This is a genomic window from Microbacterium sp. NPDC057741, from assembly GCF_042798735.1.
Taxonomy (GTDB): Bacteria; Actinomycetota; Actinomycetes; order Actinomycetales; family Microbacteriaceae; genus Microbacterium.
Genome location: NZ_JBHVJW010000004.1, coordinates 294,893 through 308,552, shown reverse-complemented (window position 1 = coordinate 308,552; position 13,660 = coordinate 294,893). Strand labels below are relative to the sequence as shown.

General features: G+C 69.6%; 15 protein-coding genes. 5 read left to right on the top strand and 10 right to left on the bottom strand.

Annotation, left to right across the window (positions count from 1 at the left end; genetic code table 11):
* Position 1 precedes the first annotated feature (1 nt).
* Positions 2-1,627, bottom strand: a complete 1,626-nt coding sequence (locus ACFVDO_RS14760) for a SulP family inorganic anion transporter (RefSeq protein WP_378858733.1) — start codon at positions 1,625-1,627, stop codon at positions 2-4.
* Positions 1,624-2,016 (bottom strand): ArsR/SmtB family transcription factor, encoded by a 393-nt coding sequence (locus ACFVDO_RS14755; RefSeq protein ID WP_378858734.1) that lies wholly within the window; start codon positions 2,014-2,016, stop codon positions 1,624-1,626. The genes ACFVDO_RS14760 and ACFVDO_RS14755 overlap by 4 nt, the downstream gene beginning before the upstream one ends.
* 51 nt (positions 2,017-2,067) lie before the next feature.
* Between ACFVDO_RS14755 and ACFVDO_RS14750 the strand changes: the two genes are divergently transcribed.
* The gene (locus tag ACFVDO_RS14750; protein ID WP_378858735.1) at positions 2,068-2,424 is read left to right on the top strand and encodes a zinc ribbon domain-containing protein YjdM; all 357 of its coding nucleotides are present in this window, start codon (positions 2,068-2,070) and stop codon (positions 2,422-2,424) included.
* Positions 2,425-2,452: 28 nt separating this feature from the next.
* Positions 2,453-4,966, top strand: coding sequence for a DEAD/DEAH box helicase (locus tag ACFVDO_RS14745; protein WP_378858736.1), 2,514 nt, complete (start codon positions 2,453-2,455; stop codon positions 4,964-4,966).
* On the opposite strand, the gene ACFVDO_RS14740 is transcribed toward ACFVDO_RS14745, so the two are convergent.
* Together ACFVDO_RS14740 and alr are read right to left on the bottom strand one after the other, a co-directional pair.
* Entirely contained in the window at positions 4,944-5,918 is a 975-nt protein-coding gene (locus tag ACFVDO_RS14740; RefSeq protein WP_378858737.1) for a D-alanine--D-alanine ligase, read from the bottom strand. The genes ACFVDO_RS14745 and ACFVDO_RS14740 overlap by 23 nt on opposite strands.
* Positions 5,915-7,012 (bottom strand): alanine racemase, encoded by a 1,098-nt coding sequence (gene alr, locus ACFVDO_RS14735; RefSeq protein ID WP_378858738.1) that lies wholly within the window; start codon positions 7,010-7,012, stop codon positions 5,915-5,917. The genes ACFVDO_RS14740 and alr overlap by 4 nt, the downstream gene beginning before the upstream one ends.
* A 136-nt stretch (positions 7,013-7,148) precedes the next feature.
* Here alr and ACFVDO_RS14730 point away from each other — a divergent pair, with 136 nt between their 5' ends.
* From ACFVDO_RS14730 to ACFVDO_RS14720, 3 genes are read left to right on the top strand one after another with little or no spacing between them, the layout of a single operon-like run.
* Entirely contained in the window at positions 7,149-8,225 is a 1,077-nt protein-coding gene (locus ACFVDO_RS14730) for a M4 family metallopeptidase (RefSeq protein ID WP_378858739.1), read from the top strand.
* Complete coding sequence (locus tag ACFVDO_RS14725) at positions 8,197-8,544, top strand: protealysin inhibitor emfourin (protein WP_378858740.1); 348 nt, start codon at positions 8,197-8,199, stop codon at positions 8,542-8,544. Before ACFVDO_RS14730 ends, ACFVDO_RS14725 begins: the two co-directional genes overlap by 29 nt.
* Positions 8,545-8,548: 4 nt before the next feature.
* Positions 8,549-8,785 carry a hypothetical protein gene (locus ACFVDO_RS14720; protein WP_378858741.1) on the top strand — a complete coding sequence of 79 codons (237 nt, stop codon included), beginning with the start codon at positions 8,549-8,551 and terminating at the stop codon, positions 8,783-8,785.
* Here the strand turns inward: ACFVDO_RS14720 and ACFVDO_RS14715 are convergent.
* From ACFVDO_RS14715 to ACFVDO_RS14690, 6 genes are all read right to left on the bottom strand, one after another.
* A complete protein-coding gene (locus ACFVDO_RS14715) occupies positions 8,782-9,672 on the bottom strand; it encodes a hypothetical protein (RefSeq protein WP_378858742.1) in 891 nt (296 codons plus the stop codon). The two genes, ACFVDO_RS14720 and ACFVDO_RS14715, sit on opposite strands and share 4 nt — an antisense overlap.
* Positions 9,673-9,858: 186 nt before the next feature.
* Entirely contained in the window at positions 9,859-10,377 is a 519-nt protein-coding gene (locus ACFVDO_RS14710) for a hypothetical protein (protein WP_378858743.1), read from the bottom strand.
* Positions 10,378-10,385: 8 nt separating this feature from the next.
* Positions 10,386-11,186: an alpha/beta fold hydrolase gene (locus ACFVDO_RS14705; protein WP_378858744.1), complete on the bottom strand. Its 801-nt coding sequence runs from the start codon at positions 11,184-11,186 to the stop codon at positions 10,386-10,388.
* A 60-nt stretch (positions 11,187-11,246) separates the two neighbouring features.
* A complete protein-coding gene (locus ACFVDO_RS14700) occupies positions 11,247-12,227 on the bottom strand; it encodes an SRPBCC domain-containing protein (RefSeq protein WP_378858745.1) in 981 nt (326 codons plus the stop codon).
* A gap of 2 nt (positions 12,228-12,229) precedes the next feature.
* Positions 12,230-12,604: an ArsR/SmtB family transcription factor gene (locus ACFVDO_RS14695; RefSeq protein ID WP_378858746.1), complete on the bottom strand. Its 375-nt coding sequence runs from the start codon at positions 12,602-12,604 to the stop codon at positions 12,230-12,232.
* A 127-nt stretch (positions 12,605-12,731) separates the two neighbouring features.
* Positions 12,732-13,538 carry a CPBP family intramembrane glutamic endopeptidase gene (locus tag ACFVDO_RS14690; RefSeq protein ID WP_378858747.1) on the bottom strand — a complete coding sequence of 269 codons (807 nt, stop codon included), beginning with the start codon at positions 13,536-13,538 and terminating at the stop codon, positions 12,732-12,734.
* Positions 13,539-13,660 lie beyond the last annotated feature (122 nt).

Genomic DNA, 13,660 nt, shown 5'->3' with positions numbered 1-13,660 from the left:
ATCAGCCCGCAGCCCGAGCGACGTGGTCGCGGGCGTGTGCGGCCGCCGCGTCGAGGTCTTCGAAGAGGTGGTTCTGGTGCCGCAGGGATGCCAGCACGCCGACCCGCTCCGCCACCCGCAGGTGCTGCGGCTGGATGCCCTTGACCAGCACCGTGATCCCGCGCCGCTCCAGCGACACGATCATGTCGGTGATCACCTGGGCGCCCGTCGCGTCGAGGATCTGCAGTTGCGACATCCGGATCACGACGACCTCGATGCCCTGCAGGGTGCTCACTCGTTCCAGCATCCGCTCGGCCGCGCCGAAGAAGAGCGCGCCCTCGAGCCGGAACACGGCGATGCGCTCGTCGCCCGGTCGGGCCGCGCCGGGCAGCTCCTCGCGGCGCACGCCGCTGGCCTCGGCCAGTTGACGCAGCGCGAAGAAGCCGGCCGCGAGCAGGCCGATCAGCACGGCGTAGATGAGGTCGACGCTCACGGTGACGATCGCGGTGATCACGAAGACGACGGCATCCGACCTAGTCGACCCCATCACGGCGCGCACCGTCGACGGCGCGATCATCCGGCACGAGGTGACCATCAGCACGCCGGCCAGGGCGGCGAGGGGGATGTGCGAGACCACGGATGCTCCGACCAGCACGATCAGGAGCAGCAGCAGCGCGTGCACGATGGCGGCCACGCGCGTGCGCGCGCCGGCGCGGATGCTGACCGCGGTGCGCGCGATGGCGCCGGTGGCCGGCATCCCGCCGAAGAGCCCTGCGGCGATGGATGCCAGGCCCTGTCCGACCAGCTCGCGGTCGGCGTCGTACGGGCCCGTGTCGGAGATGCTCGCGGCGACGCGGGCGGCCAGCAGCGACTCGATCGCGGCGAGCGCGGCGACGGCCAGCGCCGGGCCGAGCAGGGAGCCCGCGTGCGAGAAGTCGGGCAGCGTCGGAGCGGGGAGGCCCGACGGCAGCTCACCGATCACGTCGACGGGAAGTCCGAGCAGAGCGGCGAGGAATCCGGTCACGACGATCGCCAGCAGCGAGCCGGGGAACTTCGGCGCGACCTTCAGCGAGACGAGCATGATCGCGACGACGATCGCGACCAGCATCAGCGACCAGCCGAGCTTCGGCCACCCCACCGTCATCAGCGACTGGACCGCGGCGACTGCGGCGTTCGTGCTCTCGCCCGGCTTCGTGCCGGTGGCGGTCGGCACCTGCTGCAGGAAGATGATCACCGCGATGCCGAGCGTGAACCCCTCGATCACCGGCCACGGGATGTAGCTGATCGTGCGGCCGAGCCGAAGGATGCCGGCGAGCAGCACCATCACACCGGCGATCAGGCAGATCAGCGCGAGCGCACCGGTGCCCTGCGACGCCATGATCGGCGCGAGCACGACCACCATCGCGCCGGTCGGGCCGGACACCTGCACGTTCGAACCGCCGAAGATCGCGGCCACGATGCCCGCGATGATGGCGGTGACGAGGCCACTCTCGGCGCCCGCTCCCGAGCTGACGCCGAACGCCAGTGCGAGCGGCAGCGCGACGATGCCGACCGTGACGCCGGCGAGCAGGTCGCCGCGCCAGGTGCGCGGCACCGCACGGTAGTCGGCGCGCGAGGGCAGCAGCGCGAGGAGTCCCCGGGGGTTCATGACGCGCGGGCTCCCGCGAGATCGGATGCCGCGGCATCCGGGATCTCGGGCAGCGCCTCGGCACCGGCGAACTCCTGCTGCGCGGTCTGCACGATCTCGCCGAGCAGCGCGCGGGCGACGCGCAGCAGGTCTGCGACCTGCGGGTAGGCGAGCCGATAGTAGACCAGACTGCCGCGGCGCTCGGACACGACGAGGCGGTTGCGGCGCAGCACGGCGAGGTGCTGCGAGACGTGCGATGCCTCGAGTCCGGTGTCGTCGAGCAGTTCCGAGACGGATGCCTCGGGCGCGGCCGACAGCACCTCCAGGATGCGGATGCGGATCGGGTGCGCGAGCCCCTTGAACAGGCCGGCCTTCACCTCGTACAGCGGACGGGTCGGGTCGCTCAGCATCGACGCACCTCCTGAAATGATGAATTCATCATATCGCGATATCATGGAGTCATGGCCGATCTGCTTCCCCTGTGCCCCGAGTGCTCCAGCGACCTCGCCTACGAGATGGGTGCGCTGCTCGTCTGCCCGATGTGCGGGCACGAGTGGTCGCCTGCCGAAGCAGCACCTGTCGACGAGGCCCCGGCCGAGAACGTCGTGAAGGATGCCGTCGGCAACGTGCTCGCCGACGGCGACACCGTCGTGGTCACCACGACGATCAAGGTGAAGGGCTCCCCGCAGGGCATCAAGGCCGGCACGAAGGTGCGCGGCATCCGTCTGATCGACCCGGTGAACGGCCACGACATCGACTGCAGGGTCGACGGCTTCGGCGCGATGCTGCTGAAGTCGAGCCTGGTCAAGAAGGCCTGACCGGCCGACGTGAAAGGATCGAGACATCATGACTCTCGATCCGAAGGCAGTGCGCGGCGCAGACCCGGATGCCGTGTACATGGCGTTCGTCGAATGGGCTGAGAGCACCGGCATCCAGCTGTATCCGGCGCAGGACGAGGCGGTCATCGAGATCGTCTCGGGCAACAACCTGATCCTCAGCACCCCGACCGGAACCGGCAAGTCGCTCGTGGCCGTCGGCGCGCACTTCGCGGCCATGGCCGAGGGCCGCCGCACCTACTACACCGCTCCGATCAAGGCCCTGGTCAGCGAAAAGTTCTTCGCCCTGGTCGACGTGTTCGGCGCCGAGAACGTCGGCATGGTCACCGGCGACTCGGCCGTGAACGCCGACGCCCCGATCGTGTGCTGCACGGCCGAGATCCTCGCGAACCTCGCGCTGCGCGAGGGGCCGGATGCGGTTGTCGGCCAGGTCGTGATGGACGAGTTCCACTTCTACGGCGACCCCGACCGCGGTTGGGCATGGCAGGTGCCGCTGCTCACGCTGCCACAGGCGCAGTTCATCCTGATGTCGGCGACCCTCGGCGACGTGACCGAACTGGCCGCCGACCTCACCCGGCGCACCGGTCGCGAGACCGCGGTCGTCACCGGTGTCGAGCGCCCTGTGCCGCTGCACTACTTCTACGAGGTCACGCCGATCCACGAGACGATCGATGATCTGCTGCACACCGACCGCTCGCCGATCTACATCGTGCACTTCTCACAGGCCGCCGCGATGGAGCGCGCGCAGGCGCTCGCGAGCGCCAAGGTCGCCAGCCGCGAGCAACGCGACGAGATCGCGGCACTGATCGGCGACTTCCGGTTCACGACGGCGTTCGGCAAGACCCTGTCGCGGCTGCTGCGGATGGGCATCGGCGTGCACCACGCCGGCATGCTGCCGAAGTACCGCCGGCTCGTCGAGCAGCTCGCGCAGCGCGGGATGCTGCGCGTCATCTGCGGCACCGACACCCTGGGCGTCGGCATCAACGTGCCGATCCGCACCGTGCTGCTCACGGCGCTGACGAAGTTCGACGGCACCCGGATGCGGCAACTGAACGCTCGCGAGTTCCACCAGATCGCGGGGCGCGCCGGCCGTGCGGGCTTCGACACCGCCGGCACCGTGGTGGCGCAGGCGCCGGAGCACGAGTCCGAGAACATCGCCGCGATCCGCAAGGCCGGCGACGACCCGAAGAAGAAGCGCAAGATCATCCGCAAGAAGGCGCCGGACGGCTTCGTGTCGTGGGGAGAGCCGTCGTTCAACAAGCTCATCGAGGCCGAGCCCGAGACACTGACCTCGCACATGCAGATCACCAGCGCGATGATGCTGAACGTGATCGGCCGCGGCGGCGACGTCTTCGGCAATATGCGCGCGCTGGTATACGACAACCACGAGCCGCGTGCGAAGCAGCGGATGCTGGCCCTGCGCGCCCTCGGGATCTACCGGACCCTTCGCGAGTCGGGCATCGTCGAGGACGGGCCGGACGGCATCAGACTGACCGTCGACCTGCAGCCCAACTTCGCGCTCAACCAGCCGCTCTCGCCCTTCGCGCTGGCCGCGTTCGAACTGCTCGAGCCCGACCCTTCGTCAGGCTCAGGGACCGGTCAATTCGCTCTGGACATGATCTCGATCGTGGAGTCCACCCTGGACGATCCGCGCGCGATCCTCTCGCAGCAGGAGTTCATCGCCCGCGGCGAGGCCGTCGCCGCGATGAAGGCCGAGGGCATCGAGTACGACGAGCGGATGGAGCTGCTCGAGCAGATCACCTATCCGAAGCCGCTCGACGAGCTGCTGTCGGCCGCGTTCGACACGTTCAGCGCCGCGCAGCCGTGGATCCGCGACTTCCAGCTGCGTCCGAAGTCCGTCGTGCGCGACATGTACGAGCGCGCCATGTCGTTCGGGGAATACGTCGCCTTCTACAAAGTCGCCCGGTCGGAGGGCGTCGTGCTGCGGTACCTCTCCGACGCCTACCGCGCCGCCTCGCAGACCATCCCCGAGCATCTCAAGAGCGAGGAGCTGCGCGACCTCATCGAATGGCTCGGCGAACTGGTGCGCCAGGTCGACTCCAGCCTGCTCGACGAGTGGGAGACCCTTCGTCTCGCTACGCTCGCTCAGGGACCGGTCGCACTGAAGCACGAGGAGGAACCGGTGGTGCCGCCTGCGCCGAAGCGCCTCACCACGAACGTCCGCGCGTTCCGCATCCTGGTGCGCAACGAGCTGTTCCGGCGGGTGCAGCTCGCCGCCCGCGAGGACCTCGACGCCCTCACCGAGCTCGACCCGGGCTTCGACGGCTGGGAGGCCGCGCTGGACGGCTACTTCGCCGAGCACGACGAGATCCTCACCGGGGCGGATGCCCGCAGTTCGGCGCTCCTGATGATCGAGGAGGGCTCATCTTCGTGGAGCATCCGGCAGATCCTGGACGACCCCCAGGGCGACCACGACTGGGGCATCTCCGCCACCGTCGACCTCGCCGAGTCGGATGACGCCGGAGAGGCCGTGATCACCGTCACCGCGGTGAACCGGCTGTAGCCGCCCTCACCATGCGTGCGACCAGTTCGGGATAGCCGATCCCCACGGCCTGGAACATCCGCGGCACCTGCGACTGCGCCGACATCCCCGGCGTCGTGTTCACCTCGTTGAGCACGGGGCCGTCCGCGGTGAGGAAGAAGTCGATCCGGGCGACGCCCGAGCAGCCCAGCGCATCGAACATGCGCACCGCCGCTGTGCTGAGCACTCTGCGCTCGGAACCGGTGAGGTCCGCAGGCGTGGTGAAGCGGGCCGAACCGTCGTATTTCGTCGCGGTGTCGAACATCGCCGACCCGTCGGCCGCCGCGGCATGGATCTCCAGCGGCGGGCTTGCCCATCGCGCCCCGTCCTCGCGCAGCACCGAGACATCGACCTCGCGCCCGTGCACGACCTCCTCCACCAGGATGCGGTCATCGAAACGCGCGGCCCGGTGCAGGGCGTCCTGCAGCTGAGCGGCCTCGGTCACCAGCGTCACACCGTGACTGGACCCGGCCGCGACGGGCTTCACGACCACCGGACCGTCGAACTCCACGTCGCCGATGTCTGCGCGACTGACCAGCACGCCCCGCGCGGTGCGGATGCCGACGGCCTCTGCGACCAGCTTGGTCGCCCACTTGTCCATCCCGATCGCCCCCGCCCGCAGATCCGAGCCGACCATCGGCACCCCCGCCAGCGCGCACAGGGCGGCGAGCGCGCCGTCCTCGCCGTTCGGCCCGTGCAGCACGGGGAACACGACGTCGACGCCACCCATCGTCTCCAGTGCCGGGCCCATCGACTGCACGGCCGACGCCCCCAGCACGGCGGCGCCGCGCCGCCAGCATCCGTCGCGGCCGATCGTGAGCTCCTCGACGCCGAACCCCCCTTTGCGCAGCGCCGCCGCGACGCCGGCGGCGCCGGCCAGCGACACGTCGTGCTCCGCGCTCTGCCCTCCGCCGATCACCAGTACTCGGGTCATGCAGTTCTCCTCACTACGCGTGATCCGATTCCGGTCACGATGGTGTGCGGGATGGTCCCCGCCCATTCGGCCCATTCCTGCACGCTCGGCGCCGCCCCTCCCGGCCCAAACACGGTGGCGATGCTCCCGCGCGGGCAGGAGAGATCGCCGGTGTCCACGACGATCTGGTCCATAGAGACCCGCCCGACGATGCGATGCCGCCTGTCGCCGATCTCCACGCAGGCCTCGCGCGACAGCTCTCTCGGAATGCCGTCGGCGTAGCCGAGTCCGAGCACCGAGATGTTCGTGCGCCGGTCGGTCAGATGCGTGCCTCCATACCCGATCCGGGTGTTCTCCTCGACCTGGCTGCTGTGCACCACCGGTGCGGTCAGGCGTCCTGCCTGCGCAAGCTCGACGGTTCCGGAGGGGTCGATCCCGACCAGCCCCGCCCCGACCCGCATCAGGTCGAATCGGGTGGACGGGTCGGTGAGCGCGGCCGCGGTGGCTCCGAGATGCGTGATCAGCGGTGCCAGCCCCGCCCTCAGCGCGGCGTCGCGCGCATGCCGCATCCGCATCACCCAGGGCACGTTCGCCGTCGGATCGGCGAGATCCGCGTCGGGCAGATGCCCCATCACGCCGACGACCCGCAGGCGCCCGGCGTCGCTGCCGCTGCGCGCGAGCGACAGCATCCGCTCCCAGTCCCGCACGGGGCATCCGCCGCGGGCCATGCCGGTGTCCAGGTGCAGGTGCACTCGAACGGGATCCGCCGCCCCGACCGCGGCATCCTCGATCAGCTCCGCCAGCTCGTCCGCCGATGCGACGGCCACATCCACCCCGTACGCGGCCGCGAGCGCTGCGTCGATCCCGGCGGGGTGCAGCCAGGCGAGGACGGGCGTCTCGATGCCGCTCTCCCTGAGCAGGACCCCCTCGGCCACATCGGTGACGCCCAGCCACTCGGCCCCGGCATCGACGGCCGCGGTCGCCACGGCGACCGCACCGTGTCCGTACCCGTCGGCCTTGACCACCGCCATGACCGGCCCACCGGCGCGCATCCTGCGCACGTTCTCGGCGACGGCGCCTCTGCTCAGATGCAGGGTGGGGCGTTCGAAGCTCATGCTCACCAGTCCACCTGCGCGCCTGTTGCAGGGGCGTATGCGCTTCTCGATACGCTCCCGATATGCCCGGAGCCGATGTCCGCGGCGACGCGTATCGTCGGGAACAACGACAAAGGTGATGAAGAAGATGATGAAGATGACGAAGACGTTCCCGCCCCCCATCCACCACAGCATCGTGCCGGCCTACCTGCTGGCCAGGCTCGCGCAGTCCGAGCGGTACTCGACGGCGGCGGATGCTGCGCGGCAGACGCTCATCGCCGGACGGCCACCGTTCCGTTCGCGGCTGGAGCTCTCGATCGATGAGTCCGGCGCGCTGGTCGCCGAGGTGACCGCCGCTCCCGATCGCACGATCTCGGATGCCAAGGGCACCGAGACCCTGCCCGGCACGGTCGTGCGCAGAGAGGACGACGCACCCGTCGCCGATGAGTCCGTGAACCAGGCCTTCGACGGCCTGGGCGCCACGTTCGACCTGCTGCTCGAGGCGTTCGAGCGCAACTCGCTCGACGGCGCAGGCGCGCCCCTGAACGCCACCGTGCACTACGGCCAGAAGTACGACAACGCCTTCTGGGACGGCGCCCGCATGGTCTTCGGCGACGGAGACGGCGAGGTGTTCCAGGGCTTCACCGGCTCGGTCTCGGTGATCGGCCACGAGCTCGGGCACGGGGTCATCCAGACCGCCTCCGGCCTGGAGTACCAGGACCAGCCCGGCGCCCTGAACGAGTCGATCGCCGACGTGTTCGGCGCCCTCACCGAGCAGCACCTGCTCGGGCAGACCGCCGATCAGGCCAGCTGGCTGATCGGCGCCGACCTGTTCACCCCGGCGGTGCAGGGCAGGGCGCTGCGCGACATGCTGCACCCCGGAACCGCCTACGACGACGACGAGCTCGGCAAGGACCCGCAGCCCGCCGACATGGCGCACTACGTGACCACCACCGAGGACAACGGCGGGGTGCACATCAACTCCGGCATCCCGAATCGTGCGTTCGCCCTCACCGCGACCACGCTCGGCGGGCACGCCTGGGAAGAGGCGGGCACGGTCTGGTACCGCGCACTGACCGGCGGGCTGTCGACCACGGCCACCTTCGCGCAGTTCGCCGACGCGACACTGGTTGCGGCGCGCGAACTGGGCGCTACCGTGGAAGAGGCGGTCCGCAACGCGTGGATCACCGTCGGAGTGATCAAGGATGGATCCGCAGGAACCACAGCCGGATGACGCGCCCGTCGGCGTGCTCGCGGTGCTCGTCGTGCGCACCGGCGGCATCGCCGGCATCCGCCGTCGGTGGCGGGTGGACCCCGCGCCCGATGACGAGCAGCGCTGGCTGGAACTCATCGAGAGCTGCCCGTGGGATGACCCGGAGCCGGAGTCGCCGCTCGGCGCGGACCGGTTCACCTGGCTGATCCGGGCCACCACGCTGCACGACGAGCGGCGGCGTGAACTGCCGGAGTCGGCGCTGGTCGGCGCCTGGCGCAACCTCGTCGATGCCGTGCGCGAAGAGCCTCGCGCCGACAGCGTCAGCGCAGAGGGACAATAGCGACATGGGTCTTTTCCAGCAGCGCCCCGAAGAGGAGCAGAACGAGTGGGCCGGGCTTCCGTCCGAACCACTCGATCCGCAGAGCGCTGCCGAGCAGCTCGACGCGCCGCCGACCGCGTCCGACATCTTCGGCCTCGGTGGCGGACCGCTCTACACGACCGTGGTGTTCCCCGTCGCGCCTCCGGCGCCCGAGGCCGCGGACGTCACGGCGAGCGGCGAGGACGAGGACGAGGACGACTAACCCCTCTGCCTCCGCAGGACCGCGGACAGCGCCGCCCCGACCACGCCGATCGCGGCGGCGACGACCACCGGCAGCCATCCGACCGCGAGTGCAGCCGGGAACACCTGCATGCCTGCGGCGGCCATCTCGCTGAGGTCGCCCGCCAGCACGCGTGAGCCGAGGGAGTACTGGATCGCGGTGAACGCGGCGGGCACGATCCACAGTGCGCTCAGCCCGAGCAGCCAGACGATCAGGCGCGTCGCGGGTCGCACCCCGCACCAGGCCAGGGTCAGACCGACCACGATCGCCGGCAGCCAGCGCAGCAGCAGGATGACGCCCTGCGGGACACCCGTCGTGCCCGCGAGCAGCTGCGCCCACATGCCGACCCAGCCTGCGAACGGCACGGCGGCGAGCGCGATGCCGAGGGCGGCCGGCCCATTGGACGGCCGAGAGATCAGCCAGAACCCGACCTGCGCGAAGCCGACCGCGATGATCGCCCCGAACAGCAGTCCGCCGAGGTACCACCAGGCCCGGCTGTCGTCGAGGTCGAGCCCACGGGCATCCGCGATGAAGCTCTGGACGACCGCGACGACGTGCCCGATCAGCACGCCGAGGGCTATCGGCCAGGCGCTCCAGGTGCGGGCGAGCAGGCGCCTGGCGACGCCGGCGAAGACGCCGCCCATCACGATCAGCACGAACATGCTGGTCGCGTAGTACTGGCTCACCGGCAGCAGTGAGAAGGGCATCTGGAAACGCTGCACCTCGGTGCGCCACAGGTTCTGCACCGGCAGGATGCCGCCGGCCGCGATCCACGGTGCGACGCCGGCGGCGACGGCCACGACTCCGAGCGCGGTGCCCGCGAGAGCATTGCTCTGCTGCGGGGCGTGCGCCGGGGCGTGGACACTCATGCCATCAACGGTGTCATGCCTGGCTGGGACGGGGCTGGGTCGCGCCGCCCTGGCCCCACGTTCGGGGCGCGGCTTGTCCCGCTTTCCGTGGCTCCGAGCGTGATCGATTGCGACCTGAGCGGATGATTCGGCTCAGGGGAGCTCCCCCGGGCTCGGCATCCGTTCGTCTCGGAGCGGCTGCGAACTTCACGGCCAGCGGCCGGTGCGCTCCTTGACCGAGATCGCGGCGAGCGCCGGCGACATGTCGAACACCATCGGGTTCACGCGAAGGCGGGTGCCGTCGGCGGTGCGCAGCTGCAGACGGGAGCGCCATCCCGCTTCCGCCACCGCGTAGGCAGTGACGTCGCGGTACGCGATCTCGTGCTGACGGCCGAGGAAGGTGCGGAACCGCACCTGCTCGGCGTCGGGCTGCACGTACCGGTTCCGGTGCAGCAGCAGCACGATCAGGCCGAGGACGAGTGCGACCACGGAGCCGATCCGCATCGGCACCGGATCGGTGCCCGCCCTGGCCGAGAAGCCGGCGAGACCCATGCCCACACCGGCGATCAGCAGCAGCCATCCGATGAGGGGCACGATGAGCGGCATCCGCTGCTTCTTCGGGCCGGTGTCCACCGGCCTGGTGGGCTTGCGGAACAGCCGCACGATCATGCCGATCGCCAGCGCGACGACCAGCAGGATCAGCAGGAACTTGACGACGATGCCCATGTGCCGGATCAGTCCCGGTCTGCGGTGAGGAAGTCGGATGCCGCGTCGCGGAACCCGCGCGAGGCCGGGGTGTTGAAGTGGTGCCGTCCCGGGACCTCGATCAGCCGGCCCTCCGGCGTGACCTCGGCCAGGCGTCGGGAGCCCTCCAGGATGGTGTCCTCGGTGCCGGTGACGAACAGCACGGGCACCTGCGGGGCGTTCTCGGGGTGCGCGATGATCGCGTCGTTGCGCATGCCGCGGGCGAGTGCCAGCAGGGCGCGCAGGTCGTTGCCCGGCACCCGCTCGGTGAGCTCGATGTAGCTCTGCGTGACGGGATCGTTGATCGGGGTGCCCTCATCGAGGTGCGCCTGCACCTCTTCGAGGACGATGCGGTCGAGGGCGGTGCCGTCGGGCACGCCGCCGAGCACGGCGCGGTCGATGCGGTCCTCAAGGTCGAGCATCACGTGCCATCCGACGCGTCCGCCGAGCGAGTATCCGAGGTACGAGGCGGTGTCTACCAGGTAGGTGTCGAGCACGGTCTCGACGTCGCCGGCGAGGGTCCGGAGACTGTACGCACCGGCCTCGTGCGGCTTCTCGCTGCGGCCGTGGCCGCGCTGGTCGATGCCGATCACCCGCAGACCGGACGCCGCGAGTCGGCGCTCCAGGCCGGTGAGCACCCAGTTGTCGTGGGTGTTCGACGCGAACCCGTGCACCATGACCACGACCGGGGCGTCGAGATCGCCCCAGGTGTAGGTCGCCAGGCTCGTTCCGTCGGCCGTGTACACGCGCTGGGGTTCTGGCATCTGCAGTGCGGAGATCGGAAGGGCCATGACATCATTCTGCCCCTGCGCCGGTCGGGCCGGCGGCAGGGGCAGAAGGGACAGCGGATGCTACGGCACGAGCACCGTGCGCTCGAGGCGGTCGTACCCGGCCTCCATGCCGTCGATCATGCCGGTGGCGAGGATCATGTCGCGAGTGTCCTTGTCGGGGTACTCGATGAGCAGAGTGATGAGTGTGGCGCCGTCCTCCTCGTAGAGGTTGAGATCGTTGAGCGTCGACGGGCCGTCGGTGCCGATCATCATCTCGGTGGTGACCGCGCGGCGCGGTTCGTCGATGAGCAGCACGTCGCCCTCGAAGCCGAACGGCTCACCCTCGGTGTCGCCGACCGGCGCCCATGAGGTGCGGTAGTGCTTGCCGACCGTGTCGGCCGGGACGTCCTCGGTCATCACCCAGCCGTCGGGTCCGGTCATCCACTGCTTGGTGAGCTCCGGGTCCATGTGGGCTCGCCAGACCACCTCGCGCGGACCGTTCACGAGACGCGTGATGCGCACGTGGGTGTCGTCCATCAGCTCGAGGCGGGTGCCCTTGCCCTGCGCGTACTCGCGCAGGTCCTGCAGCACGGCGTCGATCTGCGCCATCGCCATGCGGGTGCCCTCGACCATGCCCATCTCGACGGACTGCTGCAGCGCCTCGACCGAGTCGAAGTGCGTGACGCAGGTCATGCGGGTGGCACCGCCGTCCTCGGCGAAGCCGAAGACCATGCGCATCGCCGGGAACCCGCCGATCGGTTCGCCGGCCTCATCGACGAAGCAGTCCAGAACCTCGAAGCCGTGCGGCTCCTCGATCTTCAGGAACTCCCAGCGGCCGGAGGACTTCTCACCCTGCGGACTGGTCATGTGGTACTGCGCGAACCCGCCGGGCCGGTGGTCGAAGCTCGTGAAGCTCGCCGGCCAGCCCGGAGGGCCCCAGAACCGCTCGAGCTGCTGCGGGTCGGCGTACGCGTTCCAGACGCGCTCGACCGGAGCCGCGAACTCGGCCGTCACGGTGAGGGTGAGTGCCTCGGGGTCGTTGGTGATGTAGATGACGGGCATTGTCAGTCTCCTTGATCAGGTCGTGCGGGGTCGTTGCGGGGATCGGGCTCGGCGAGCAGGTCGTCGAGACGGGCGATGCGTGCGCGCCAGAGTTCCTCGTAGCGGGCGAGCAGCGCCTTGGCGCGGGCGATCATGTCGGGATTCGCGCGGACCAGCCGCTCGCGTCCCTCAGCGCGCTTGATGACGAGCCGCGCCTCTTCGAGGACGGCGACGTGCTTCTGGACCGCGGCGAACGACATGTCGTAGTCGCGGGCCAGCTCGGAGACGGACTGTTCGCGATCGATCGTCCGACGCAGGATGTCGCGCCGGGTCGACGTCGCCAGTGCGTGGAACACACGGTCGATCTCCGTCTCGCTCAGTTCTGTTTGTGCAACCATTTGGTTGTACGTTACGACGGGCGGATGCCGGTGTCAAGAGGTTCCTGCGCAGCATCCCCGTTGATGCCGAGCCGGGCCACACGCACGACGCCCCCGACCGGAGGGCCGGGGGCGTCGGATGCGAGGTTCAGGCGATCGCGGTGCGCTCCTTCGCACCGCGGATGACGAAGGCGACGACGGCCAGCGCGGCCAACCCGGTGATCGCGTACACGGGCGTACCGAGGGCTGCGTACTTTCCGGGAGTGCCGTGCTCGACGGCGAAGACCGAGAAGTCCCACAGTCCGTGCAGCACCATCGCCCAGATGAGGCTGCCGGTGGTGCGACGCAGGATGTAGAAGATCGTGCCTGCGATGAAGGCCATGCCCACCTGCTGCAGAGTGGTGAGCAGATCCTGCCCGGTCAGTGCGTTCATCAGGTGCATGAGCGCGAACAGTGCCGAGCTGAGGAACCACACCCAGCCCTCACCGAGCCGGCTGCGCAGTCCCACGATCAGCAGACCGCGCGTGGCCATCTCCTCGGTGAAGCCCACGAGCAGCAGTACGAGGGACGCCGCAAAGAAGCCACCGTCATAGGAACCCCAGTCGGTGTTCATGAGGTTGATGATGAGGGCGACCACCATCAAGATCGGCACGAAGATCGGCCAGCGCACGCTGCGGTGACGATCGAACAGCGCCGGACGCCACCAGCCCAGCAGGGTGGCAGTTATCACGAGGGCCACCGCTCCGACGATCAAGGAGAGGCCTGCGCCGAAGAACAGGTTCGAACCGCTGTCGCCGAGTGCACTGTAGGGCACGGAGGTGATCAGCTGCACGAGGAAGACGAGGAGTGCGTATCCGGCCCAGATCACGAGGCCGATCCACACCCGGGGGCGAACCTTCAGCGCCGGCCCCACCGTTGTCTCGGCGGGGGTTGCGCTGCGCTCTTTGTTGGTCATGGCTCAATATTGGCGAGAACCGCGCCGAGGCGGGAGCATCCGAGGTCTGTGTCGACCCCCGACTTTGGTCTACACCCGCGCGGCTCGCCCGCAAGCCGATCCGCTCGCCCGCGGCCCCGCGA